This window comes from Alicyclobacillus cycloheptanicus (assembly GCF_028751525.1).
Taxonomy (GTDB): Bacteria; Bacillota; Bacilli; order Alicyclobacillales; family Alicyclobacillaceae; genus Alicyclobacillus_L; species Alicyclobacillus_L cycloheptanicus.
Genome location: NZ_CP067097.1, coordinates 1043926 through 1069933 on the forward strand (window position 1 = coordinate 1043926; position 26008 = coordinate 1069933).

Below are 26008 nucleotides of genomic sequence, written 5' to 3' on the forward strand. Positions count from 1 at the left end.
TCGTTGGCGGAACATCAACGCGGAACAATACACTAACATTATGTTAGTTGATAATCAAATAATATCAGACAGCGTCTACGGATGTCAAACGGAATGGTTTGGGCAGCTTCCCAGCGGTGGATGGAAGTTGACGGAATTGCACTTTGCGGGATTGACAAAGAGAGTGCCCGCGCGCTTCATCGGGCACTCCCACGGAATCAAACTTGGGAATCATCCTTGGGTAGGTATGAGCGATGCAGCAACTCAAGCACTGGGCGAGGGCAAGCATGCAACGCGAGACGTGGGACTCGTCCCCGAACCAGGCGGGCCGCGCATGGGCCAGGCAATCAGCTCTCGATGCACCCATGCTTTCAGACTTGGTTTTTGCCACCACAACAAATGTGCCATTGCTCACTCAACTCCTTCGTCGGTGAACATGAACTCAAATGTTGCCTCCAACTGGCGGCAGGCTTATTATGTACCGCGCTTGGGTAAATATGCATGCATACATGAAAAATTTTTGGGCGGGCAAGGCGTTGGGGCTTGCCCCCTACCGCTTCCCTCCTGCTACTGCGCTACATACCCCCCGTCGATCACGACCGCCTGGCCTGTGATACTCCGGCCATGATGGGACGCAAGAAACAAGGCGTAGTCTGCCACCTCGGCTGGTTCAAGCAGCCGGCGCTGCGGCACGAGCGGATAAATGACTTCCTCCAACACCTGCTCAGGGGAGATACCGCGCACGCGGGCGAGATCGGCCAGCTGGTTGCGCACCAGCGGCGTATCGACATACCCTGGGCACAGCGCATTGACCGTTATACCAAATCCCGCTCCTTCCAGCGCCGCCACTTTGGTCAGTCCGATGACCCCGTGTTTCGCCGAATTATATGCGGCCTTCCCCGCGAAACCAATGAGTCCGTTGATAGAGGCGATATTCAAAATACGTCCGTACTGGTGCCGCTTCATCACCGGAAAGATGTGCTTCGTGGCGATAAACGGGCCGACCAGCATCAAATCAATCATCCTGCGATACGTCGGCACTGGAAATTCCTCGACATTTGCAACGTGCTGCATGCCGGCGTTATTCACCCAAATCTCCACCGTCCCGAACGCTTGCAGCGCGAAGTCCACCAGTGCCTGCAAGTCTTCTTCCGCCGCAGCGTTCACAGCTCGTCCGACGGCGGTATATCCGCGTTCCGCCAGAACCCTGGCGCTATCCATCGCAGCCTGTTCACGAATGTCCGATACAATCACATTCGCGCCCTGTTGCGCAAAACGCTCCGCGATGGCAAACCCAATGCCGCTTGCTGCTCCCGTAATCACCGCAGTTTTCCCATCCAGCCATTTTTGCCCCATCCATCATCCTTCGCATTTCTCTGCCCGCGGACAACCTCATTAAATACCGAGGTGCGTTGTTAATTCCTCGCTCTCCGCCAGTTCGCTCACGCGTCCGCTCATCTGAACGATACCCTTATTCAGGACGTAGGCGCGTGCACTCAACTGGAACGCGAAGCGCGCGTTCTGTTCGGCGAGTAGAATGCCAACCCCCGTGTCGGCCAAGGTGCGGACGTGTTCGACCAGTTCTGCAACCACAATCGGGGCAAGTCCCTCAGTGGGTTCGTCCAGCAACAGGATGGTCGGTTGCAGCAGAAACGCACAGGCCATCTTCAACATTTGGTTTTCTCCGCCAGACAACACACCGGCGTTCGTGTTCACTCGCCGCGCAAGCGCAGGGAACATCGCAAACGCCTCGTCTAGTGCCTGCTTTCGTCGAGCTCGACGAAAGCTGTTCTCCACCGCAATGAGCAGGTTCTCTTTGACCGTCATCATGGGAAACGACCGTCGCCCGCTGGGGACATAGACCACGCCAAGCTGTGCAATCTGATGCGTGCTTTTGCGGCCAATCTGTCTGTCACCGAGGGTCACGCTGCCTGTCGTCCGCGGCATGAGGCCCGTGAGAGCGCGAAACGTCGTCGTCTTCCCTGCCCCATTGCGGCCGAGCAGGGCCACGACTTCCCCGGCCCCCACTTTCAGCGAGACACCTTGCAGTACATGGCTTCTTCCGTAATACGCGTGTAAATCCTCGACCACGAGTTGTTGTCCGTCCGCTGCTGGGTGCGTCTGCGTATTTTCACTCATTGTGCTTCCCCCAAGTACGCCCGAATGACATCCGGATTGTTCCTGATTTCTTCCGGCGTTCCCTCAGCGAGCACACTCCCCGCCTCAATCACAGTAATCCGGTGAGCGAGCCCAAACACCACGTCCATGTCGTGTTCCGAGAGAATGACGGTGAGACCGCGATCGGCAATCACGTGCTGCAGCAACCGAATCATTTCCTGTGTCTCATAGGGTGACATCCCCGCAGTGGGTTCGTCGAGGAGCAGCACACGCGGCTCACTGCCGAGCGCGATGGCGACCTCCAATGCACGCTGATCGCCGTGCGCGAGCGTGCTCGCAAGTTGGTCTTTGGCGTCGGCCAGGTGCACCATCTCCAGGATGTTCAGCACCCGCTTTACCATCTCGGCATCCCGCCGCCCCCAGAAGTGGAACTGGCGCCGATGGTGAGCCAGTACAGAGACGAGGACGTTGTCGAAGACAGTGAACGAGGGAAAGATGTTGGTCGTCTGGAAAGCCCGACTCACGCCCCGCCGAGCAATGTGATGGGGCGCCCGCCCGCCAATTTCGACGCCATCCAGCAGCACCTGTCCGCGCGTAGGCTTGAGGTGCCCGCTCAACAAGTGAAACAGGGTGGTCTTGCCGGCTCCGTTCGGACCGATGATGGCGCGGACTTCGCCGTCCGCCACGGTGAAATTGACGCCATTCACGGCCGTGTATCCACCAAAGGACTTGGTCAGTTCCACCACCCGCATCACTGTCCGCGCCCCCCATTTCCGAACGAACCCAGTTTTCTGGCCAATTGAACGACCCCGCGAACGATGCCCCCCGGATAAATCAGGATGAGTGCGAGGACCACAACGCCGATGATCAGCTCCCAGTAGGTTGTGATGCCCCCGACGAAGTTCTCCAGCAGTGTATAAATGACAGCCCCCACGACCGGCCCGGCAAAGGTCGACATACCGCCCAAAACAGACATCAGAATCGGGGCGCCGGACGACTGCCAATTGAGCATTTCTGGGTAGGCATGCTGCTGATAGACAATGAACAACACACCGGCCAAGCCGCAAAAGAACCCGCTGATGACGAAAGCAGCCAGGAGCTGCACATAGCTGTTCATCCCCAGCGACTGAGCCCTGCGCCTGTTGTCGCGAATCGCCATGATGGCGAGTCCAAAGGGCGTCCGAACGATCCACCACAACGCAAGTCCACCTGCTGCACCGACGATAAAAATAAACTCATAACTCCAAAGCGGCGACCGCAGGAAACCCGGAAGCGGGATGCCATAGATTCCCGTATCCCCTCGCGTGAATCCATAGAACACCATGCTTAGGTTATAGAAGAGTTGAGAGAATCCAAGTGTGAGCAATGCAAAATAAAACGCGCGCGCCCGCAGCGACAGCGCACCAATCACAAGCGCCGCCAATGCAGCGAAAAACGGCCCCAGCACAACGGCCACCCAGAACGAGACATGCGTGTGCACCGAGAACAAGCCAATGGTATACGCACCGATGCCATAAAACACGGCTTGGCCAAATGTCGTCAGCCCAGCATGATGGACCAGGAAATTGGTGGCCAGCGCGAAAACGGCGGCCACAATCATGCCTTCGATCAGCAACGTGTTGTCGACCGAAAGCCAGAAGGGCACGCTGGCGAACACCACCAGTGTGACGACCCAACCTGCGAGGCTCGCCAGCCCTTGCCGCGGCGTTCTTTTGCGCATGCGTAATGCGGGGGGTGTCTGCAATTCGGTCTGTACCGGCTCGGCAGCGTTCTGCTGATGCATCTTCATCCCTCCACCTTTCCGAGCAGTCCGTGCGGTCGGATGACCAGGATGAGAATCATCACGATGTACGGTGCAAGACTAGCAAGTTCAGGTACGTACAAGTTGCCAATGGACTGAAACAGTCCGATGATGATGGCCCCAATCGCCGCCCCCCAAATGTTGCCGAGTCCTCCAATCACAGAAACAATGAACGCCTCAACGATGATGTTCATGTCAATGCCTGGTCCGACAGAGGTCGCTGGCCCCATGAGCGCCCCGCCGAGGGCGGCAAGAAATGTTCCGACCACAAACACCTGTGTATACAGGCGATTGACATTCACGCCAAGCACACGAATCAACTCGACGTCTTGCACGGCGGCCCGAACAAGCCGCCCAAACCGGGTGCGTTGCAGAATCAGCCATAACGCCAGCGCGATGGCCAGCGCGACACCAATGAGAAACAAGTCGTACTGCGGAAATTGCTGACCGTTCATTTGGACGCTGCCGTTGAAGGCCCGCGGCAGCGCGGCGGTAAAGTTCTGGGGCCCCCACACCATGATGGCGACCTGGTCGAGAATCATCAAAATCGCCCACGTGGCCAAGAGTTGAAGCAAATGGTCGGAACCGTACAGTCGACGCAGAACCAACACTTCGATGAGGAGCCCCACAACCGCTACAATGGCTGCAGACACCAGCAGCATCACTGTGAATCCCAGCGCGCGGCTCGAAACAGCCCCGAACGTCACCGTCACCAAGTACGCGCCGAGCATGTAAAATGTGCCGTGCGCCAGGTTAATGACCCGCATGGTCCCAAAAATCAGGCTCAGGCCAACCGTCACAATAAACAGGATTGCTGCCGTCGCCAGCCCCGCCATCACCGAAATCATGTACTGACCCCCCGTTGCTTGTGTTCCTTGCTGGGCCGAGCAAGACATCCCCTCGGCCGTTCACTTATTGCCCGGTGCTCATGATTTGGCTGGGACTGAAGTACGTGATGTGGTTCCAAATCGCGAATGGATACTGACTGCTTTTGGCGACCTGACCAACCCACTCGCCCACTTCAGCTTGATGTGTGGACGGGTCGATTTTGATGTCCCCACGGACCGTCGGAACCGTCGCGCCGCTCAAGGCGTCAGCTACTTTATCGGGATCGAATGAATCTGCCTGCTTGACGCCGTATTCCCATGTTTGCACTGCACTGTAGGCGAGAATGGCCCAAGCGTCTGGATATTGGTTGTAGGCCTGTTTATACGCGTTGATAAAGTTGGTCATATCGGATGTATGAATCGCGAAGAAGGGGGCCCGTGAGTAACCCCACGCGCCAACCGGGGCCTGACTGCCTAAAGCTTCGAGCACCGTTGGGTCCATCATGCTGACGAAGTTGGTCTTTTGGAACATGCCGTACTGAATGCCCTGCTTCGCGAATGTAACGAGGTCGCCGCCGAATACGGGCGAAAAGACCGCCTGTGGATGCTTGGACAGGATGGTACTGATGTAGCTGCTGTAATCCGTTGTTCCGAGCTGGGGCCACTGCTGGCTGACGAGGGTGTAATGAACCCCCAGCTTGGTCAACATTTTTAGGAAGTTGGCGATCGTGTCGTGGCCGTAGGAGTAATTTGGCGAGATCGTCGCAATTTTCGTCCACCCCTCCTTCTTGAACAACAATGCAATCGCTGTGGATTCCATATTGGTGTTCGGGGTGACCTGGAAGGCGTATTTGGTAAAACCGGTTGTCGTCAGTGAGATATCATTACTCGTATGGAAGAAGACCAATGTATGATTCTGGGCGGCAATCGGTTCGATAGCTGCCGCCACAGCACTCGATACCGGGCCAAAGACAGCGTTTACATGATCTTTTAGAATGGCCGTATCTGCATATTGTGCACCCAAGTTGGGCTGCGCGGCGTCGTCGAACTTGATCAACTTAATTTTCTTGCCGAGCAACCCGCCGCTCGCATTGATTTGATTGATCGCCAATTCTTCCGCCTGGTAACCCGGGACCCCAAGGTCCGAGATGGAGCTGGTGAGGGAGGTAATGGCCGCCACCGTCACAGTGCTGGAGGTGGAGCCACCCGAATCACTTGAATTGCCGGCGGTATTGCCATCGGAACCCGCACCGCTGCTTGCCGCTGTATTACATGCCGTCAAGACACCAGCCAGCGCCAGCGACGCAGCAACTGTCATAATCCCTTTCCATCTTTTTTTCAATTCACTTTCCCCCTCCGAAATCGTCTAAGTATTCGATGAACGCACTGTCGGTATAATGCAAGTCTCGTGCCAATGCATACGCGTCCAGTACGATCCGAATCCTTTGCCCGCACACACTTGCGTTTCTGACGCAGACGCAGCAGACGCAAGCCGACAACGGGTCTGAAGTTCGGAGGCAGGTTCCAAAACGGTGGAAAGCCATTCCGGAAATCCGGAATACGCCTCAAAGTTGATAATCTATTAGTTTTTGATAGAGTGCAGATTTACTGATGCCAAGCAGACGCGCCGCTTCCCGCTTGTCGCCCTGCGCAGCAGCCAGTGCGCTGCGAATCGCTGACTTCTCCGCCTCAGCCACACAATCCCGGAGAGCCATCTGAGGTTCTGCGGTCGCCGCGGGCCCACAACTGCTGTCTGACATGGAAAAAGGAAACGTGATATGCTCCGGCCGCAGCACGCCATCCTCCATGAGGTGCAGCGCCCGCTCGAGTACATTTCTCAATTCTCGTACGTTCCCTGGCCACCCATGCTGCTCCAGCTTGCGCCAAACGCCCTGTTCAATGTCTCTCACCTGATAACCCGTGCTTTTTTCCAGCTGGCTCAGCATTTGCACAGACATACGGCGAATATCATTTCGACGTTCGCGCAGAGGAGGAATATGGAGGTTCATGACGTTCAGTCGATAAAACAGGTCTTCACGAAACCGACCGCAGCGGATCTGCTCCACCATATTTCGGTGGGTCGAGGAGATGATCCGAACGTCGACTGGAATCGGCTGCGTGCCACCGACCCGTTCAATCTCGCGTTCCTGCAACACGCGAAGCAACTTTGCCTGTAGCGAAAGCGGCATGTCGCCGATTTCATCGAGGAGCAGGGTGCCGTGGTCGGCCAGTTCAAACTTCCCTTTTTTCCCTGAGGGGGACGCGCCCGTGAACGCGCCCCCTTCATACCCGAACAGCTCCGATTCCAGGAGCGTTTCGGGGATCGCGGTGCAGTTCACCGAGATGAACGGACCCAGCCCGCGAGGGCTGGCCGCGTGCATCGCGCGCGCAAGCAGTTCCTTGCCCGTCCCGCTCTCACCGGTGATGAGCACGGTGGTATTGCTCTTCGCAACCCGCATTGCCAGCCGCTTCAAGTCGACCATCCTCGGGTCCTCCCCGATGATCTCGTCAAAGCTGGTCGTGACCCGTCGGCCGTGGCGCGATTTACGGCGGAGTTCCCCCTTGTAGTAGTCCACCTCTTTGCGCAGGCGGTCGACCGTCGCTGCGAGCGCGTAGAGCTGCTGCACATCCTGGAACAACACCGTGCCAATGACGGCAACGACGCGGCCGTCGCGAACAATCGGGATCCGATTGGCAATCATGTCGTTGCCGCGAATCCGCTGCACATCCGCGATTTCCGCCTTGGCCGTCTGGGCAACGATATGCATGCGGGTGTTCTCGATGACTTCTGTGACATGCCGGCCGACGACATCCTGCACGTTCAGAAACTCCTGATAGGGTTTGTTCATGTAGAGAATGTAGCCGTCTGCATCGGTCAACACGATGCATTCGTACGTATATTCGAGCGCGTCGCAGAGGATGTTGCGGTAGTTGTTCTCGAATTGAGGGTACACGCTCATAGGGACGCCTTCTTCCGTTCGCGTTCTTGCTGGCGCAGCACGGCCCGCTGAATCTTGCCGGAGGGTGTCATCGGAAATTCGGACACGAACTCGACCTCCCGGGGATACTCGTGGGCCCCCAGCCGCTGCCGCACCCAGGCCTGCAGCTCCGACTTCAACGCATCGCTTGGTTCCACGCAGCCGCGCAGGCGGACAAACGCCTTGACGACTTCTCCGCGGGTTTCGTCCGGGCGGCCAATCACCGCTGCCATCAGAACGGCCTGGTGCTGGACCAAGGTCTCCTCCACTTCCGCAGGACCGATGCGGTAGCCGGCAGAGCTGATGATGTCGTCGTCGCGGCCCACGAAATAGAGATAGCCGTCCGCATCCATATACCCCATGTCTCCGGTTCGCAGCCAGTCTCCCACGAATTTGCGCTCCGTCGCGGCCGGCTGGTTCCAGTACCCCAAGAACATCACAGGGTCCCCCCGGCGCACGCCAATCTCCCCTATTTCCCCGTGCGGCAGCGGACGGCCCTGGTCATCGATGATGGCCACGTCGTGTCCGGGGGCGGGTTTCCCCATCGATCCCGGCCTTGCCTCGAACAGGCTTGCGCAGTTGCTCACCACCATGTTGCATTCCGTTTGTCCGTAGAACTCGTTGATGTGCACACCGAGCGTCTCCCGCGCCCAGCGCAGGGTCTCCTCGCCCAGCGACTCGCCGCCGCAGGCGATCGTCCGGAGCGAAATCGGCCAGCGGCCGCGCGGGTTGTCGACTTGCCGCATCAGCTTGACGGCTGTGGGCGGCAGAAACACATTTTTGACCTGCCAGCGCGCCATCAGGTCGAAGGCCTCCAGTGGGTCGAACTTCGGCATGCGCCGGGCGACAATCGGGACGGCCCAGTAGAGCGCTGGAAACAGGACGTCGAACATGCCGCCGATCCACGCCCAGTCTGCGGGCGTCCAGATGAAATCGCCGGGTCGTGGCATCAGGTCGTGCGAGACACTGACGCCGGGCAGGTGGCCGAGCAGCACGCGGTGACCGTGCAGTGCCCCCTTCGCTTTACCGGTCGTGCCGGAGGTATAGATGATGATGGCCGGGTCGTCCGCCTTTGTCTGCACAACCTGGAACTGGTCACTGCTTTTGGCCATCAAGTCCGGGACAAAGAGGGTGCCGGCCGCCGGCTCATCCACCACAAGGATGTGTTCGAGGGTCGGCAGCTGGGGCAGACAGTCCAGCACCAGTTCGACGTGCTCGCGGTCTGTGATGAGGACGCGGGATGCGCTGTCGCCCGTGCGATGAACCACCGCCTCGTGGCCGAACAGGGTAAACAGGGGCACCACAACAGCACCCAGCTTGTAGACCGCAAAGTGTGCGATGGGCAGCTGCGGGGACTGCGAGAGAAAGATGGCCACCCGGTCGCCTGATTTGACCCCAAGGCCCCGCAGCGCATTGGCGAGCCGATTGGAATCCGCCTTCAAATGCCGGAACGTCCACCGCTCCGACGTCCCTTTGCCCCGATCGAACAGGATGGCGACTTTGTCCGGATGCGCCGCCGCATGCCGGTCGCACGCCGCGATGGCGATATTGAAGCTCGCAGGAATGTTCCACTCGAAGGACGGATAGAGGTGCTCGTACGCGGATGCAGCTTCCCTTCGCGCATAGGGCTCCCAAATGTCTTCCATCATGTCCACCGTGTATGTACCCCCTCAGACGACTGATGATGTCCGCCCTGCGTCACCCCATCGAGGTTCTTACAAATCAGTGCCGGGCCTAAATTGATGACAAGCCACCGTGAAAGCGCTGGCGCTGCGTCTTTCGACCGACGACGTACGACAAAACGGGCACCTTCCCAAGCCAACTCGACAAGGCCATCGACGCGAAATAGACCGCCAGGATGCTGACAGGCCACAGGCTGTAGTTGAGCCATTTGGAGATGCCCATGGTGTTGAGTGCACCCACCAGCGCCTCCACAAAGACAATCAGAATCGGCTGAATCAACAGAATACCGAAGGACGTGTTGGACGCCAATGTGACAAACCGGCTGAACCACTGCCAGTTGGGCTGCAAGCGGCGGGCCGCAAAGGCGCACCCTGCAACCAAAGTCGCGATGGTCACGATGAGGCTGTACGGAATCATCATGGGCTGGAAAATCATCTCCGCCACCGACTCGTCCCGCCCGAGCAACATCATGTCGCGTAAGTAGTGCGCCCAAACGCCGAGCACAGAGAGGATGAGAACGGTGGTGACCCACCGAGCGTGCCGCACCACCCACGCGCGCACCGCTGGGTAGTGGCACGCTGTGATTCCACCGCCGATAAACCAGAACTGGTACATGAGGATGAACTGACCGGCATGCTGCTTGAAGGCCAGCAGTGCAGCGGGCATGGAAGTGGTTGGCATGTCCGCGATGTAAAACTTGTAAATCCCCATCAACAGCACCTGAAACACGAAACTCCCAATGAAGATGTGCACGTGGTACCTGCGGAACCGCTGCAGTCCTTTGACGAGCAGCGGGAACAGGAGATACATCTGCATGGAAACAAACAGAAAGTAGAGGTAATACTGGCTCCCCGTGAACACGGAATGCAGCGTATTGGAAAGGAGTGCTGCCGGGTCCCAGTAGTGATTTGGCTGATAATAGAGTCCCTTGAACAGGATATAGGCAAACGTCCACACCAGGTATGGGATGCCAATGAGCATGAACCGCTTTTTCCAGAAATCCATAATTCGAAACGGACGGCCATAGTACGTCAGCAGCAGAACGATGCCCGTGATGAACATGAACGACTCCCGGGTAAAGTGCAGGGACGTGAGGATGGCGCCAAACCCAAGGTAGGATGGCGACTGTACCGGGACGGTCGTCATAAAGACGATGGTGATATGTACACAAACCACAAAGAACATAATGAACGCCCGCATCAAATCGACTTCATAGAGGTGCTGCTTTGCCACGAAATGACTCCTTTCCCCAGTGTGAAACACTCACCGAAACACGGAAAGCCCCCGTGCTGGCAACACGCTGTCTCATGGACAGGGTACGTGAGCAATTTCGAATTCAACTTGAAGGGCTGCCCCAACCACAACAAGGGTCCTTCATACCTGTTGGACAGCCCGCCGTGATTTTCCTGCCGCGCTCCCATCCGCTCGCGCGCCGCCGAGGCAGCGTCGCTGGGTTTGTATCGGTTATGCCCGCCCTGCGGCGAGCAGGGCCAGAAACTCAAAGGCCATCGTCGCGCCGGCGAGCGCCGTGATCTCCGTTGGGTCCAAACTGGGCAGCACCTCGACGACATCGAAGCCGACAAAGTGAAGCCCTGCAAGCCGGCGCACCATGTACTGCGCTTCAAACGTGGTAAAGCCGCCGATTTCGGGCGTGCCGGTGCCCGGGGCATAGGCCGGATCGAGAAAGTCAATATCAAAGGTCACAAACACCTTCGCGTCTCCCGCCCGTTCGCGCGCGATGGCCACCGTCCTGTCGAGTCCCAGATCGCGGACCTGCTCGGCTGTAATGACTTCAAAGCCCAAGCCGCGGCCCTCGTCAATGTCACGAGGGTCATACACGGTGCCGCGCATCCCAATTTGTGTCGATCGCGACACATCGAGCAAGCCTTCTTCTAGGGCCCGGCGGAACGGTGTCCCGTGCGTATACTTCTCTCCCCAGTATTCGTCCCACGTGTCCTGGTGCGCATCGAACTGAATCAGCGCGACCGGGCCGTGTTCCTTGGCGATGGCCCGCAGTTCCGGGAGCGCGATGGCGTGGTCACCGCCGAGGGTGAAGGGCACCGCACCCTGTCGTACCCAGGCCTGGATTCGCTCGGTGATGTAGTCGTAGCTGCGCTGGGTGTTCCCTGGAATCACCGGAACGTCGCCGCCGTCGACGATGTTCAGCACGTCCGCCGGGCGCACCTGATGATGGACGTGCGCGGGCCGAAGCAGCGAGGAAATCCGGCGAATCGCCTCCGGTCCAAACCGGGCACCCGTTCGGAAGGTGGCCGTCGTATCCAACGGCGCCCCCAAAATGACGACATCCGCCGGTTGCGGCTCCGGTTGATAAGGCAGCCGCATGAAGGATCGAACCCCTTCAAAACGGGGAAATGCGGTGGGTTGCTGCGTCCAGTCCTCTGCCACTTGACAGGCCTCCTATCGTTTGTCGCCGTCAGCGCTCATCTGCCGCCATCCGGGCGAACTTTTCCTGCACCGCGGTCACGCGCTGACGAACCTCGCCATTCCATACCTGCTGCAACTGACCGTCCTGGACCACCGTTTTGCCGCCGACGACGACGCGCCGAATGGCGGTCGGCTGCATGGCATAGACGACGTGCGACAACAGGAGGTCCTTGGACGATGGATGCAGGGACAGGTCATTCAAATCGATCGCGACAAAATCCGCCCGGTATCCTGCCTCAATCTTTCCGATCGGCAAGCGCAGGATTTCGCCGCCCGCGCTCGTCCCCATGCGGTATGTGTCGGCGGCGCGGATGATGGTCGCGTCCAGCGTCCGCACCTTCTGTAACAGCGACGTCATGCGCATTTCCTCAAACACGCTGATGCGGTTGTTGCTGCAGGCCCCGTCGGTTCCCAGTCCAATGTTGACGCCAGCACGCAGGAGTTCGGGAATTTTGGTGATGCCGTCCGCCAGAAACATGTTGCTGGACGGACAGTAGGCGAGCGACGCACGGCGGCTGCCGAGAAGCTGAATTTCGTCATCTTCCAGCCAGACGAGGTGAATCGCGAGGGTGGAATCGTCCAGCACCCCCAGCGAATCGAGGTAGTGCACGGGACGTACGCCGTAGTCGCGCAGGATTTCATTGACCTCGAACATCTCTTCCGCAACATGGATGTGAAAGGGGGTGCCCAGTTCCTTCGCCAGCCGGTGCCCGGCTTGAATCATCTCGGGCGAAGCCGCATGCGGGCTGTGCGGGGCGGGGTGAATGGTGACCCCGTCGCTCCCTTGATACTTCACAGCCAGGTGGCGCGTTCGGCGCACGGCATCCTCGACGCGTTCGCGGTAGGCGGTCGGTGCCCCGTCCCAGTCATACATCGTCCGCGCCATGACGAAGCGGATGCCTAAGTCCGACGCGGCCTGAATCACCGCCTCGTCGTTTTCCGTGCCGTTGTCGTGCACGTAAAAGAAGTCCGCCACCGTCGTGACGCCGTGCAGCAGCATCTCCGAAAAGGCGAACAGCGCACCCGCGTAAACCGCGTCCGCGTCCAGGCAGGGGGTGTACTTATATAAGGCTTCGTCGCGCCACACAAAGAACGGTTCGTCGGCCGCGATGCCCCGCAGCAGGCTTTGAAACGAGTGGTTGTGCGCGTTGACCGTCCCCGGCACGAGCGCAAACCCGTGCCAGTCGATGCGCTCCGCATCCGGGTGCCTCGCAGCCAACGCGTCCCGCGGCCCGATGTCCGCGATGGTGCCGTCGAGGACGAGCACACTCACGTCCTCCTGAAACTTCTGGTTCATTTCCACGTATCTTGGCTCAAACAACTGCTTGGTGCTGGCTGCTTGTGCTCTCCGCACTTCACCGGTCGCCATGACGGTACCCCTCCTCGGTTGCGATGGCCGTGTCCAGCGCCATAGTGGCTGCCGCGAGGACATAGAACGCCTGCTCAATATCCTCCATCCGCGATGCCTCTTCCTTGCAGTGACTCTTCCCGCCCAAGCTCGGCACGAACACCATGCCCGCGCGCGTGAAACTGGCGATGTGCGTCGCATCATGGCCGGCCATGCTGGCCAGGTTCATGTAGGGCAAGTGCAGCGCGGAGGCTGCCTGCTGCAGTGCCTGAATGACCTCGTCGGACATGGGCTGCGGCTGCTGGTCGAGCATCAGATCTCGGCGGAACGTGACGCCGCGCCGCGCCGCAATGTCTGCGAACACCTGCATGCAGGCATCCCGAAACCCGTAGACCTCCGCCATGTCGCCGCCGCGAATCTCCAGAATCCACTGACATTCCCCTGGAATGATATTGGCTGCGTTCGGCGTCACCGTGAGCCGGCCCACCGTCGCGATGAGCTCCGGGTTATCCGCCGCTTGCAGCTTCTGCTCGATGGCGAGCAGCATCTCGCTCGTCGCAAGGAGTGCGTCGCGTCGGTCCGGCAGCTGAGTCGTCCCGGCGTGGTTGGCCTCGCCGGCGACCGTGACGGTTTCCCGGTAGATGCCGCAAATGCCGGAGACAACCCCAATCGGAATCTGCGCCGACTCCAGCCGCCGGCCCTGCTCAATATGCAGCTCCAGAAACGCGGCGATGTCATCCCTGGACTTCCGGACCTCCGCCAGCCGATCACGGCCGCCCCCCGCCGCGGTCAGTGCCTCCCACAAGGGCCGGCCGTTCCAGTCCGCCGCGGCGTTCAACTGGTCTTCGGTAAGCCGTCCGGCAACCGTTCGACTGCCCAGCGTCGACAGATCGAACGGATTGGGCTCTTCCGCCGTAAAGGAGACAAACGACAGCGGAAGCGCGTTCTGATAGCCCGCTTCCTGCAGGGACTGAATCACTTCGATGGCCATCAAGACCCCGAGCGGGCCGTCGAACCGGCCGCCGTCCGGCACAGAGTCATGATGCGAGCCAAGCACGATGGCCGGGCCGTCCACCTGCCCGGGGCGAACGCCCCACAGGTTGGCGACAGCGTCGAAGTACACTTCGAAACCCGCTTCTTCAGCCAGCCGCACGAGCCATGCGCGAGCTTCCAAATCCGCCGGACTGCCGAACGGCCGATTCATGGCCCCGGAAGCAGAACGCCCAATTTCCGAAAACGCGTCGAAGCGCTGTTTGAATCGTTCCACCCGAAACGGTGGCACGCGTCGTTGTGATTCCAGTTGTTGTCCCAACCCAAGTTCTCCTTTCACCGCTCGTAATACACCCCGTGACGACGGTCTTGCTCCTCGATTTGATTGAGCCGCTGCATGGATGCTTCGGGGGTGAGCTGCGCCACGCGGCGAATCAAGAGATTGAACAACGCAATGGGCGTCGCGTACGAATCGAACAGCGACGCGGTGGTGACCGGTACGGCAACGACTGTGGAGAGGTGGGCTGCCACAGGGGCATTCGGATGGTCGGTGACGGCGGCAACCTGAAAACCGCTGTCCACCAGTTCCTTGACCCGCTCGACCAGCACGCGCGGGTAGCGCGGGAAGGCCAGCGCGACCACCAGCACGCCGTCTGGCTGTTCGGCCGGGAGCCGCTCCCACAGTACATCACCAGGCACCGCCGCCTCGACGTTCGGACGGACCTTGCTGAGAAAGTAGTGCAAATACGGAATCAGCGTCGCGGAAGCGCGCGCCGCCACCAAAATGACTCGATGGGCCTGCACAATCGCCTGCGCCAAGTCTTCGAACACCTGCGACGCCAGAATGTGGTTCAGGGATTCAAGGTGAAGGTGCTCGCTCAAAACAACGCGATCGCCAGACGCATCGGGCGTCGACAGTGTCGGATGGTCGGCGAACCACAGCCGCTCCGGCCCGGAGAGCTCCGCACGAATCATCCGCTGCATCTCTTTGCTCCACTCGCCAAACCCTGCAAAACCGAGACTGTGCGCAAAGCGCGTGATGGACGCTTGGCTTACGCCCACGGCTTCCGCCAGCTCGGCCGAGGTCATGAACGCCACTTTTGTGAAATTCTCTTCAATATAACTGCTAATCACACGATTTACTTCGGAGCCGGACTTGCCGCTCTTGATCCACTCATCCAGCGCCGATTTCACAGATGGAGGGGTCACAGGATTCGACGTCCTTTCACAAACAACATGCCAACGTGCGAAATGCCAAAGTGCGTCAGCACGTACTCCGGGTTGGGCGCAGCGTACACGACCACGTCAGCGGGGCGTCCTTTGCGGATCACGCCGGCCACATCTCCCCTGGCAATCGCGTACGCGGCATTGCGCGTGGCGGCGTTCCAGATTTCCTCCGGCGTCATGTGCAGGGTGAGCAGCGCCAGGCTCATCGTCAGCCCGAAGTTCTCGGACGGGCACGAGCCTGGGTTATAGTCGCTCGCCACCGCCACGGCGAGGTTCGCTTCATCCAGCATAAACCGTGCACGCGCGGGGGTCTTTTGCAAGTAGAACGACGTACCTGGCAAACAGACGGCAATCACGCCCGCTTCCGCCATTTTGACGAGGCCCTCGTTGGACGCAGCCAGCAGGTGGTCAGCCGAGGTGGCGCCCAGTTCCGCCGCCAGTTCGGCACCGCCGATGGGCGCGATTTCATCCGCATGGATTTTCGTTTTCATGCCGAGCGATTTCGCTTTCATCAAGATGTGCCGTCCTTCTTCGACCGAGAACACCCCGTCCTCCACAAACACATCCGCAAACTCCGCGCCCGCATCGTGCAGGGCGGGCAGCATGTCGACAATCTGCTCAATGAACGCCTCGCGCGACGTGGGCAGGTCCTTGGGCACCGCGTGCGCCGGCATCGCTGTGTGCACCAGCGAGAGCGGCTGCGCCTCGGCCAGCTGTTTCGCCACGAGCAGCTGTTTCATTTCTCCCTCGAGGGTGAGGCCGTAACCGGTCTTCGCTTCGACGGTCGTCACGCCGAACCGGCTCATGCGTTCGAGGCTCACCTTCGCCTGGTTGAGCAGCGCCGCTTCGGACTGCGCCGCGGTGTCCCGGACGGTCCGCAAGATGCCGCCGCCCTGGCGAAGAATATCGAGATAGGACGCGCCGGCGATACGCAGCGGGAGTTCCTTCTCGCGCGACCCGCCATGCACCAGATGGGTGTGCGGGTCCACCAGTCCCGGGCTGACAAAGCCGCCCTTTGCGTCGATGATTTCGGTGTCGGCATCCGCCATGTCCAGAATCGACTTCCGCGGCCCGACGTCGGCGATGAGCCCCGCGGCGTCGATCGCGATGGCAGCGTTCTCGATGGCCCCCACCGTCCGCATGGCCTCGCGCCCGCAGCGCGGGCCGTCAGTGTGATTCGCGTCGTCCATCGTCCACAACAGGCCAATGTTGTCAATGATTCGCCGGATTTGTGTCATCACGCGCACCTCCGTTGGATTGCTGGGCAGCTGGGCACGGCCGCCAGCTCATTGGCCGGCGCCGCCGTACTCCTGCATCGGGATCCGCACACCACGCGCCTTGGCGACTTCCGCTGCCTTCTCATACCCGGCGTCGACGTGGCGAATGACGCCCATCCCTGGGTCGGTGGTCAGCACTCGCGCGAGCTTGCGCGCCGCCCGCTCCGACCCGTCCGCGACCACGACCATCCCGGCGTGCAGCGAGTAGCCCATGCCGACACCCCCGCCGTGGTGTACCGAAATCCAGGACCCACCAGCCGCTGTGTTCACGAGCGCATTCAAAATCGGCCAGTCCGCGATGGCGTCACTGCCGTCCTTCATCGACTCCGTTTCGCGGTTCGGAGAGGCAACGGAGCCCGCGTCCAGATGGTCGCGCCCGATGACAATCGGCGCGCTGATCTCGCCTTTGCGCACCAACTCGTTCATCGCCAGCCCGAGCTTCGCGCGCTCGCCGTAGCCGAGCCAGCAGATGCGTGCCGGAAGCCCCTGAAACGCGATGTCCTTTTGCGCCTTCTGAATCCACGTATGGAGGTGCTCGTCGTCCGGAAAGAGTTCCAGCACCAGTTCGTCGGTGCGGTGGATATCGGCGGGATCGCCCGAGAGCGCCGCCCACCGGAACGGCCCCTTGCCTTCGCAGAACAGCGGGCGGATGTACGCCGGCACGAACCCCGGGAACGCAAACGCATCCTTCAGCCCCTCGTCGTAGGCCACCTGCCGGATGTTGTTGCCATAGTCAAACACCACTGCGCCGCGCTTCTTCATCTCCAGCATCAGCTCGACGTGTTTCTTCATGCTCTGCTTCGATTTGGCAATGTACGTTTGCGGGTCGCGCTGGCGCAGCGCTGCCCCCTCCGCGAGCGTCATGTGCTGCGGCAGATAGCCGTTGAGCGGGTCGTGCGCAGAGGTCTGGTCGGTCACAAAGTCAGGCGTGAGGTCATGTGCGATGAGCCACTCGTAGACGTCGACGGCGTTCATGTGGATCCCGATGGACAACGGCTCCCCCTTCCCCACCGCCGCCTGCACCCACTGCATCGCTTCCTCCATGCTGTCCGTTTTGCGGTCGAGGTAGCGCGTTTCGATGCGGCGCTGGATGCGCGTCTCGTCGACCTCCGCGATGAGCGCAACGCCGCCGTTCATCGTGACGGCTAACGGCTGCGCACCGCCCATGCCGCCAAGGCCAGCCGTGAGGGTCCAGGTGCCAGCCAGCGTGCCGTTTTTGTGCTGCCGGGCGGCCTCGGCGAAGGTTTCATAGGTGCCTTGCAAAATCCCCTGCGACCCAATGTAAATCCAGCTGCCTGCCGTCATCTGGCCGTACATGATGAGTCCTTTGCGATCGAGTTCATGGAACGTTTCCCAGTTCGCCCACGCTGGGACCAAGTTGGAGTTCGCCAACAACACGCGTGGCGCGTCCTCGTGAGTTTTGAAGATCCCGACCGGCTTCCCCGACTGCACCAACAGGGTTTCGTCGTTCTCGAGGTCCTTTAAGGCACCTACGATGGCGTGGAAGGCCTCCCAGTTCCGCGCGGCTTTGCCAATGCCCCCGTACACCACGAGGTCCTGCGGACGCTCCGCCACCTCCGGGTCCAGGTTGTTCATCAGCATGCGCAGTGCCGCTTCCTGCTCCCAGCCTTTGCAGGATTTTTCGGTACCTCGCGGGGCACGGATGGGTTGATTCACGTCGATTGACATGGTTTGTTCGTCCTCCTTCATGGTGATAGTTGTGGTGCTTGGCGGCATGGGCGTGGGGTTGTTCGGGCGGGCGACGGGGGGTGCGGGTGCTCCGCGGATTCGGGCGAGGGATGCGGGTGCTCGGGCGGAGGCCCGGGGCCTTAGGGAGCCTTTGCTTCCCTAGCGGGGCCCGGCTCTGCCGGCCCATCCGACTTAAGGCGGGTTTCCTACCTTACCACTCAGCCCATGCCCCCACCCCGGCCGACATAAGGAGCCTTTGCTTCCCTAGTGGAGGCCCGGCCCTGCCGGGCCATCCGACTTAAGGCGGGTTTCCTACCTTACCACCCAGCCCAGGCGCCCACCCCGGCCGACATAAGGAGCCTTTGCTTCCCTAGTGGAGGCCCGGCTCTGCCGGGCCATCCGACTTAAGGCAGGGTTCCTACCTTACCACTCAGCCCAGGCGCCCACACCGGCCGACATAAGGAACCTTTGCTTCCCTAGCGAGGCCCGGCCCCGCCACCCCGCCACCCCGCCACCCCGCCACCCTGCCACCCTGCCACCCCGCCACCCTGCCGCCCCATCCCCCCATCCTGCGCTCATGTCACCTTCGCCACTGCCTCGCCGCGCGGCCGGTTCACTGTCGGCTTCGTCACCAGGTAGTACAGGGGCGCCGACACCACCAGTCCGACTATCCACGAGATGTCCGCGCCGCCCATGGCGTTCGACAGCGGACCGACGTAAAAAGTCGTGTTCATAAACGGGATCTCGACCAGCACGCCCACCACATACACAATCAGCGTCCGCCAGTTGTAGGCGCCGTAGATGCCGTCCAGTTTGAAAATATCCGGGATGCTGTATTCCCCGTGCCGTACGAAGTAGAAGTCCACCAGGTTGATAGCGGTCCACGGAATCAGGAAGTACGCCAAGAACAGGATGAAGTTCGTGAAGTTGTCCAGGAAGTTGCCTTGCCCCGCCAGCGCGAGCACCGTCCCTACCAACGCCATCAGCGTGACGAACGAAGTCCGGCTCTTCCGGTTGACGGCAAACTTGAAAATCGCCTGCGTACAAGTGGTGATGGACATAAAGGCGCCATACAGGTTCAGCACGTTGACGGCCACGATGCCAAGTGCGATGATGACGTACATCAGCACTGCGATACCGCCCTTGCCGAGCAGGTTGGCCACATTGACGCTGGAGTTGTCGAGGAATTTCGGGATCCCGAGCGTCAATACGACCCCCAGAATCATCATCCATCCGCTGCTGAGCACCGTCCCTGCATAACTGAAGAGAAACGTCTTCCCAACCGAGGTGTTTTTCGGCATGTAGCGCGAGTAGTCCGCAACATACGGCGCGTACGCGATCTGCCAGGTGACCACGATGGTCAGCGTCAGCAGAATCATCGGCCAGTTTGCATGCCCAAACGACCAGCTCCCGGCAGGCATCGGCAGCGAGAAGGCCTTGATGCTCACGAAGATGAACACAATCGCGAACACCAGGGACAGCCAGCGCTCCACCGCGTGAATCAGGTCGTAGCCAATGATGGTCACGATAAGCGTGATCACACTGAGAATGATGAGCGACCAGTTCATGCTCACATGTGTGTTCGCCAAGCCGTTGATGGCCTGCGCACCCAGCACATCACTCGAGGCGAAGAACCCGACATACATGAGGATCACGATAATGAGCGGCAGAATCGCCCCGATGACGCCGAACTGGGCGCGGCTCTGAATCATCTGCGGGATCCCCAGTTTCGGCCCCTGTGCCGAGTGGTACGCCATGAAGATAGCGCCAATCAGGTTGCCGGCGATGATGACCACCAGGCTCCAGGCCAGGTTCAACCCCAGCTCCACAGCCAGCGCTCCCGTGACCAGCGGCGTCATCTGCATGTTGGACGCGAACCACACCGTAAACAGGTTCATGATGTGTCCGTGCCGCTCGTCCTCCGGGACGAAATCAATGGAATGGTTCTCAACCTGCATAACAACCCTCCTAATGAATGGAATTATTCCTACGTGAATTGACTCATTCAGATGTATGAATATTAAATTATGTTTGGTTATAAATCAATCGATTTTTTCAACAATTACAGACCAAATAAACCGCGCATGCGGCCATGGAATGCCTGTCACGCATTCCAGTTGACCGCCGCGGGTTTCATCGGGGCTGCGACTCGTTCGGGCTGGCTCGCGCTCGGCAGGGACTGGGCCGGTCAAGCTTCGTCCGAGCGCCGCCCGAACTTCGTCCGAAACAACATCATCCACCCCAGTCCAATGAACAGCGCGAACAAAGGCATCAAGGGGTAGCGGAAGCGGTCCCACGCCGGGAACAGCATAAAGAGCAGCGTATAGTAAATCACAAACAGCAGCGGGTAGAGGGTATACCGCCGGCCACCGACAGCAGCCGGGTTCATCTCCGTCCGCGCGGACGGCCGAATGCGCCGAATCCACACGACAATCCCCGCCACCGCCAGCACCATGAACACCCAATACAGGCCGGTCGTAAGCATCTCCACGCCGTAAAACAGCAGCCGGGACGAAGACACCTGGTGCACGGTGTACCACACGGCGTTGGTGTCCACCTTGTATAAGTCGAAAATCTTGATCAATCCGTTGACAAACGTTGTCTCGGGGTGATGCAGGATGTAGTTCTTCGCCCATTGCTTGCCAATCTGGTTCTTGAGGATCTCGTTGTTACCCGCCGCCAGCAGTGGATTTTTCCACGGCAGCCAGGACCAGTAGTAGCCTCCGTTGATGCGCGTTCCCTGCCACAGGTCGACGCCGCCGTTGGTCGACACCACAATAAAGTGATGCATGGCAATCCAGTTCCGGATGGTCACGGGTGCGACGCCCGCCACAACGCCGACGCCGAAGGTCACGATGCGCAGCAGCGTACGCCGCCAAGCTGCGATGTTCACCACCAGCTCGTACACCAGCATGACCGCCACGAACGCCAGCGGGATGGGCCGAACATCGCAGGCAAAGCCCCAGATAATGCCGGTGACGAGAAGGCCCAGCCAGACGGGCCAGCCAAGGCGTGATCGAACAAAAGACGTTTTGTACAGCCCCACGTACAGGTACAGGGCAAGCAGGAACAGGAAGGTAAAGGATTCTTCCGAGCCGAGCACTGCGTTCCATTCGATCTGGCTTGGCAGCAGCGTGTAGGCAAGCGCGGAAATGAAGGCGGCCTTTCGATTCGCGAACAACTGCATCGCGAAGGCATAAATCACATAGACAATCGCGACACTGAACACCGCGTTGAGGATCAGTCCGGCCGTCAGATTCGGCCCGGTGATGCGGAACAGCAGGGACAGGATGAACGGCCAGCCAATCGGCCAGTATGCCGTGTATGGGCCGGACGTTCCTGCGCTCCACCGGTAGCCGTGCCCCGCCGCCATCGCAGCTGCGTGGGTGAAGTACCACTCAAAATCGGCGTCTTGCTTCGGATGCATCACGAGCAGCCAGGCTGCACGAAGAATCACGTTCACAATCAGTAGAATGACGAGATCGCGCCGGGAAGACCCGACCACTTCCAATGGTTTGTCCAGGGTAGCCCTCTCCTTGTGCGTGCGCCCTGATGACGGCGCACGGATTGCAGTCACGAGTTTTCAAAGGCGGATCGGTTGCAGACTCGACGCACAGGTTCGACCCGCTGATCATCTGCGGGACCGTCCTATTATATCGGATTTCACCTGCAAAATTCATGAAAAGGCGCGCCCGCAGCGCGAGCCACGAGATTGGCCGGGCACCGGGCGGGATTCCATTGGCAGGATTCCGTCCTCCCGTGTCGAAGGTAATGCCATACGGAATCAATTCGGCAAACCCATTCGAAAGATGGGGACGCAAAGCCACGGGTCTACGGAATGCACTCGTTGAGACTTCCATGATCGCCGGGTTGCTGAACCGCAAGGTCATCTGCAGGTGAACGCACCCCCGTGGCCACGGGGTTTTTTTGACGCCTTGCCCAGGAAAGCGACGATGAGAAGTGACGGTTCAAGGGCCCCCGACCAAATTGGGATTGAGGTAACGAATGGCGAAGTACACACTCTCTGACCTGTCATGGAATACGGATGTGATGTTTTTGCCCGGCCGTCGAAGCCCTGTGCCCTTGCGGCTGCTTTCCTACGCCCTGGAGGGTGAGGGTGAAGACAGCATGTGTACGATATCCAATGCAAGAACCGGTGCCATTCTCGTCGAAGTGAATGTGCGGGACGAAGAACGGCATCGGTTCTCTGCTTTACAGTCTGCGATTCTGAAGGCGAAACTGAGTGTGTAAGTCGTTGGCCGGCTGGGCTTGTGCCAATGATAGCCGGCCAGTATGGCGGGCCGTGAACCAATGATAGCCGACAGGTCCTGCACCCAGGGCGAGCCGTTTACCCACTATCCTGCACCGGAGTTGACCCCTTTTGATCAATCAAATTCAGCGAGTTTCCGTGATTGGCCTCGGCGCCATTGGCGCGGCCTACGCAAGCCGGCTGTATGACTACGACCCCAGCTGCATCCGCGTCATTGCAGATGAAGCGCGCATCCAGCGCTACCAAAATCACGACGTCGTCGTCAACGGTCGAAGCTACCGATTTCAGTATGTCTCCCCGGAGGCAGAAACCCAACCGGCCGATCTTATCATCGTCGCCGTGAAATACGATGGGCTGCCGCAAGCCATTCAGCAGATGCGCGGCCATGTCGGCCCAGAGACCCTCATTCTGCCGCTGCTCAACGGGATCTCCAGCGAAGACATCATCGCTGAAGTCTACGGCCGCGATCGCGTGCTGCACGCCATGTGCGTCGCCATTGATGCGGTCCGGGACGGCCGCACCGTGACGTTCTCCAACATCGGCCGAATCTGTTTTGGCGATGCACAGAGCAGCCCTCTGCCGGAAGGAGCGCCCCTTCCAAATGCTGTAGAACGCGTACGCGATTTATTCGAGCGTGCGCACATTCCATACGAGATTCCGGCCGACATCCGCCGTTCCATGTGGTGGAAATTTATGATCAACGTCGGCATCAACCAGACTTCCGCCGTGCTGAGGGCGCCGTATGGCGTGTTCCAGAGCGTCCCGGAGGCACACCATGTTATGGTCAGCGCCATGCAGGAAGTCATCGAGCTTTCCCAGCATGTCGGCGTGCATTTGAACGATCGTGATCTGGCCGAGTTCGACGAGATTTTGCATGCCATGTCTCCAGAAGGGAAGACATCGATGCTGCAGGACGTGGAAGCCGGGCGCAAGACGGAAGTAGAGTACCTGGCCGGCACCGTCTGCGAGCTCGGGAGTAAATACGGCGTGGCGACGCCGGTCAATCGGATGCTGTATGACATGATCCGGACGTTGGAGCAGACGAGCGGCTGAGGCGGTGGAGCGGACGAGCGAGCGGACGAGCGAGCGGACGAGCGGCTGAGGCGGTGGAGCGAGGTTGGCCAGGGTAGGGTTTGGGGTTCGCCGGGGCCGAGTTTGGCCGGGGCCGGGGTCGGCTTCCCGGGCGGCGCGGAGTTTGGGATTGGCTGGGGCCGAGTTTGGCTGGGGCCGGGGTCGGGAACGAGGTCGAGTCGGATTAAGGCGGGTTTGGTGCCTTATGCGCCACCGGGCGGCCGGGATCGCCGCGGCTTTAGGCAGGTTTGGTGCCTTATGCGCCACCGGGCAGCCGGGATCGCCTCGGCTTTAGGCAGGTTTGGTGCCTTATGCGCCACCGGGCTACCGGGCCCGCACCGGCTTTAGGCGGGTTTTGTGCCTTATGCGCCACCGGGCAGCCGGGCCAGCCGCGGCTTTAGGCAGGTTTCGTGCCTTATGCGCCACCGGGCAGCCGGGCCAGCCTCGGCTTTAGGCAGGTTTCGTGCCTTACGCGCCACCGGGCAGCCGGGATCGCACCGGCTTTAGGCGGGTTTGGTGCCTTATGGCCCTCCCAGCAGCCTGGCCCGCACCGGCTTTAGGCAGGTTTGGTGCCTTATGCCCCCCCAACAGCCTGGCCCGCACCGGCTTTAGGCAGGTTTGGTGCCTTATGCCCCCCCAACAGCCTGGCCCGCACCGGCCTTAGGCAGGTTTCGTGCCTTATGCGCCACCGGGCAGCCGGGATCGCCTCGGCTTTAGGCAGGTTTGGTGCCTTATGCGCCACCGGGCAGCCGGGATCGCACCGGCTTTAGGCAGGTTTCGTGCCTTATGCGCCACCGGGCAGCCTAGCCCCCCTCGGCTTTAGGCAGGTTTCGTGCCTTATGCGCCACCGGGCTACCGGGCCCGCACCGGCTTTAGGCAGGTTTGGTGCCTTATGCGCCACCCAGCAGCCTAGCCCGCACCGGCTTTAGGCAGGTTTCGTGCCTTATGCGCCACCGGGCAGCCTAGCCCGCACCGGCTTTAGGCGGGTTTGGTGCCTTATGGCCCCCCAGCAGCCGGGATCGCCTCGGCTTTAGGCAGGTTTGGTGCCTTATGGCCCCCCCAGCAGCCTGGCCCGCACCGGCTTTAGGCAGATTTGGTGCCTTACGCGCCACCGGGCAGCCTAGCCCACCTCGGCTTTAGGCAGGTTTCGTGCCTTACGGCCCCACCCAGCGGCTACCCCCGCCCCGGATTAAGGTAGCTTTGGTGCCCTATGGGTCGCCGAGCATCCAACGCCACCCCGGCTTAGGGTACCAAAGGCGCCTTATGCCCGCCCCCGCTCCCTAAACCAGCCCAGCCCGCCCGGCCCACCCCACTCCCCTCCATCTTCCATGGAACGATTAGGATCCCAACGTTGGAAAGGTATTTCCATACCTATCTCGAACTGATCTAAGAGATACATAACACCCCATGCATACAGGAGGTAATGTTTTGCGTTTCAAAAACACACTACTGACACTCTCCAGCTTAGGCATTGTCTCGATCACCGGAATGACCACTGCTTTCGCATCCACCTATACCGTCAAAGGGAACGATACGTTCTGGTCGATTTCGCAGCGCACGGGCATCCCGCTCCAAACGCTGCTCAAGGCCAACCCGAAGGTGAATCCGCTGAACCTTTACCCCGGGCTCAAGATTCAACTCCCGACGACCCAATCGTCCACATCCACATCCACAGCCGAATCAACCAAATCTTCCGCAGCAGTCGGCCAATCGTCCACTGCCGCTTCTACGTACACCATCCAGGGGGACGACACATTTTGGAGCATCTCGCAGCAGAAAAGGATCCCGCTCGCAGCCCTGCTCGATGCCAACCCGAACGTCAATCCGCTGGACCTCTACCCCGGCCTGAAGGTCGCGATCCCCAAAGAAATCACCTGCGTCGCGACCGCGTACACCGCAAGCCCAAGCGAGAACGGCTGGGGGCCCGTGGACTACTTCGGGAACCCATTGAAACTAGGGACGATCGCGGTTGACCCTTCCGTCATTCCCCTGAAGTCGAAACTCTACATCTCCGGTTATTCGTTCTCGGCGCTTCCCACCGGCGGAATGGTCGGCAGCGCAACCGACGAAGGCAGCGCCATCAAAGGGGACCGTATCGACATCTTCGTCCCGACAAGCGAGGCCGTGGCAGACAATTTTGGTATGCAGACCGTCAAAGTCTATGTACTAAATTAAAAACCGCAGCCGGTCAAGTGGAAGACGCCCCCGCGATGGAATGGCAAAGGCCAGTCACCCGACGAGGATGACTGGCCTTTTTCCTGCTGTTCAGCACTAGACGCCGCGCCGAACGCACCCGCCCAGGTCC

Annotated in this window: 20 protein-coding genes and 1 riboswitch; of the genes, 3 read left to right on the plus strand and 17 right to left on the minus strand. The window is 60.0% G+C overall.

Annotation, left to right across the window (positions count from 1 at the left end):
• Nucleotides 1-546: 546 nt before the first annotated feature.
• The 17 genes from JI721_RS04835 to JI721_RS04915 all read right to left on the minus strand — a co-directional run bounded on the left by JI721_RS04835 (nucleotide 547) and on the right by JI721_RS04915 (nucleotide 21867).
• Nucleotides 547-1335 (minus strand): 3-hydroxybutyrate dehydrogenase, encoded by a 789-nt coding sequence (locus JI721_RS04835; protein WP_274456935.1) that lies wholly within the window; start codon nucleotides 1333-1335, stop codon nucleotides 547-549.
• 39 nt (nucleotides 1336-1374) lie between these two features.
• Entirely contained in the window at nucleotides 1375-2118 is a 744-nt protein-coding gene (locus JI721_RS04840; RefSeq protein WP_274456937.1) for an ABC transporter ATP-binding protein, read from the minus strand.
• Nucleotides 2115-2849, minus strand: a complete 735-nt coding sequence (locus JI721_RS04845; protein ID WP_274457676.1) for an ABC transporter ATP-binding protein — start codon at nucleotides 2847-2849, stop codon at nucleotides 2115-2117. Before JI721_RS04845 ends, JI721_RS04840 begins: the two co-directional genes overlap by 4 nt.
• Nucleotides 2849-3880 (minus strand): branched-chain amino acid ABC transporter permease, encoded by a 1032-nt coding sequence (locus JI721_RS04850; protein WP_274456938.1) that lies wholly within the window; start codon nucleotides 3878-3880, stop codon nucleotides 2849-2851. The genes JI721_RS04845 and JI721_RS04850 overlap by 1 nt, the downstream gene beginning before the upstream one ends.
• Nucleotides 3881-3882: 2 nt before the next feature.
• Entirely contained in the window at nucleotides 3883-4746 is an 864-nt protein-coding gene (locus JI721_RS04855; protein WP_274456939.1) for a branched-chain amino acid ABC transporter permease, read from the minus strand.
• A 64-nt stretch (nucleotides 4747-4810) separates the two neighbouring features.
• Nucleotides 4811-6067, minus strand: a complete 1257-nt coding sequence (locus tag JI721_RS04860) for an ABC transporter substrate-binding protein (RefSeq protein ID WP_274456940.1) — start codon at nucleotides 6065-6067, stop codon at nucleotides 4811-4813.
• A gap of 223 nt (nucleotides 6068-6290) precedes the next feature.
• Entirely contained in the window at nucleotides 6291-7685 is a 1395-nt protein-coding gene (locus tag JI721_RS04865) for a sigma-54 interaction domain-containing protein (RefSeq protein ID WP_274456941.1), read from the minus strand.
• Entirely contained in the window at nucleotides 7682-9352 is a 1671-nt protein-coding gene (locus JI721_RS04870; protein WP_274457678.1) for an acyl-CoA synthetase, read from the minus strand. Before JI721_RS04870 ends, JI721_RS04865 begins: the two co-directional genes overlap by 4 nt.
• Before the next feature lie 85 nt (nucleotides 9353-9437).
• The gene (locus JI721_RS04875) at nucleotides 9438-10619 is read right to left on the minus strand and encodes an acyltransferase (RefSeq protein WP_274456942.1); all 1182 of its coding nucleotides are present in this window, start codon (nucleotides 10617-10619) and stop codon (nucleotides 9438-9440) included.
• Nucleotides 10620-10850: 231 nt separating this feature from the next.
• Nucleotides 10851-11792, minus strand: a complete 942-nt coding sequence (gene speB / locus JI721_RS04880) for an agmatinase (protein ID WP_274456943.1) — start codon at nucleotides 11790-11792, stop codon at nucleotides 10851-10853.
• Nucleotides 11793-11820: 28 nt separating this feature from the next.
• Nucleotides 11821-13200 (minus strand): amidohydrolase family protein, encoded by a 1380-nt coding sequence (locus JI721_RS04885; protein WP_274456944.1) that lies wholly within the window; start codon nucleotides 13198-13200, stop codon nucleotides 11821-11823.
• Nucleotides 13187-14491, minus strand: coding sequence for a Zn-dependent hydrolase (locus JI721_RS04890; RefSeq protein WP_274456945.1), 1305 nt, complete (start codon nucleotides 14489-14491; stop codon nucleotides 13187-13189). The genes JI721_RS04885 and JI721_RS04890 overlap by 14 nt, the downstream gene beginning before the upstream one ends.
• A 14-nt stretch (nucleotides 14492-14505) precedes the next feature.
• Nucleotides 14506-15378 (minus strand): MurR/RpiR family transcriptional regulator, encoded by an 873-nt coding sequence (locus JI721_RS04895; RefSeq protein ID WP_274456946.1) that lies wholly within the window; start codon nucleotides 15376-15378, stop codon nucleotides 14506-14508.
• Entirely contained in the window at nucleotides 15375-16634 is a 1260-nt protein-coding gene (gene hutI, locus JI721_RS04900; protein ID WP_407654072.1) for an imidazolonepropionase, read from the minus strand. Before hutI ends, JI721_RS04895 begins: the two co-directional genes overlap by 4 nt.
• Before the next feature lie 48 nt (nucleotides 16635-16682).
• On the minus strand, nucleotides 16683-18362 hold the full coding sequence (gene hutU / locus JI721_RS04905; RefSeq protein WP_274456948.1) for a urocanate hydratase: 1680 nt from the start codon (nucleotides 18360-18362) through the stop codon (nucleotides 16683-16685).
• A gap of 575 nt (nucleotides 18363-18937) precedes the next feature.
• Entirely contained in the window at nucleotides 18938-20320 is a 1383-nt protein-coding gene (locus tag JI721_RS04910) for a purine-cytosine permease family protein (protein ID WP_274456949.1), read from the minus strand.
• 230 nt (nucleotides 20321-20550) lie between these two features.
• Entirely contained in the window at nucleotides 20551-21867 is a 1317-nt protein-coding gene (locus JI721_RS04915) for a glycosyltransferase family 39 protein (RefSeq protein WP_274457680.1), read from the minus strand.
• Nucleotides 21868-22143: 276 nt separating this feature from the next.
• Nucleotides 22144-22240: riboswitch (cyclic di-GMP riboswitch) on the plus strand.
• Nucleotides 22241-22367: 127 nt separating this feature from the next.
• Here JI721_RS04915 and JI721_RS04920 point away from each other — a divergent pair.
• From JI721_RS04920 to JI721_RS04930, 3 genes are all read left to right on the plus strand, one after another.
• Nucleotides 22368-22613, plus strand: a complete 246-nt coding sequence (locus JI721_RS04920) for a hypothetical protein (protein ID WP_274456950.1) — start codon at nucleotides 22368-22370, stop codon at nucleotides 22611-22613.
• A gap of 130 nt (nucleotides 22614-22743) precedes the next feature.
• Nucleotides 22744-23685, plus strand: coding sequence for a ketopantoate reductase family protein (locus JI721_RS04925; RefSeq protein WP_307016140.1), 942 nt, complete (start codon nucleotides 22744-22746; stop codon nucleotides 23683-23685).
• A 1446-nt stretch (nucleotides 23686-25131) separates the two neighbouring features.
• A complete protein-coding gene (locus JI721_RS04930) occupies nucleotides 25132-25878 on the plus strand; it encodes a LysM peptidoglycan-binding domain-containing protein (RefSeq protein WP_274456952.1) in 747 nt (248 codons plus the stop codon).
• The last annotated feature ends 130 nt before the right edge of the window (nucleotides 25879-26008 follow it).

Bases quoted from the DNA above. Each gene is read 5' to 3' on its own strand.
- JI721_RS04835 (WP_274456935.1), bottom strand. From the start codon at position 1,335: ATGGGGCAAAAATGGCTGGATGGGAAAACTGCGGTGATTACGGGAGCA.
- hutU (WP_274456948.1), bottom strand. From the start codon at position 18,362: ATGTCAATCGACGTGAATCAACCCATCCGTGCCCCGCGAGGTACCGAA.
- JI721_RS04870 (WP_274457678.1), bottom strand. From the start codon at position 9,352: ATGATGGAAGACATTTGGGAGCCCTATGCGCGAAGGGAAGCTGCATCC.
- JI721_RS04920 (WP_274456950.1), top strand. From the start codon at position 22,368: ATGGCGAAGTACACACTCTCTGACCTGTCATGGAATACGGATGTGATG.
- JI721_RS04885 (WP_274456944.1), bottom strand. From the start codon at position 13,200: ATGGCGACCGGTGAAGTGCGGAGAGCACAAGCAGCCAGCACCAAGCAG.
- JI721_RS04850 (WP_274456938.1), bottom strand. From the start codon at position 3,880: ATGCATCAGCAGAACGCTGCCGAGCCGGTACAGACCGAATTGCAGACA.
- JI721_RS04840 (WP_274456937.1), bottom strand. From the start codon at position 2,118: ATGAGTGAAAATACGCAGACGCACCCAGCAGCGGACGGACAACAACTC.
- JI721_RS04865 (WP_274456941.1), bottom strand. From the start codon at position 7,685: ATGAGCGTGTACCCTCAATTCGAGAACAACTACCGCAACATCCTCTGC.
- JI721_RS04855 (WP_274456939.1), bottom strand. From the start codon at position 4,746: ATGATTTCGGTGATGGCGGGGCTGGCGACGGCAGCAATCCTGTTTATT.
- hutI (WP_407654072.1), bottom strand. From the start codon at position 16,634: ATGACACAAATCCGGCGAATCATTGACAACATTGGCCTGTTGTGGACG.
- JI721_RS04845 (WP_274457676.1), bottom strand. From the start codon at position 2,849: ATGCGGGTGGTGGAACTGACCAAGTCCTTTGGTGGATACACGGCCGTG.
- JI721_RS04910 (WP_274456949.1), bottom strand. From the start codon at position 20,320: ATGCAGGTTGAGAACCATTCCATTGATTTCGTCCCGGAGGACGAGCGG.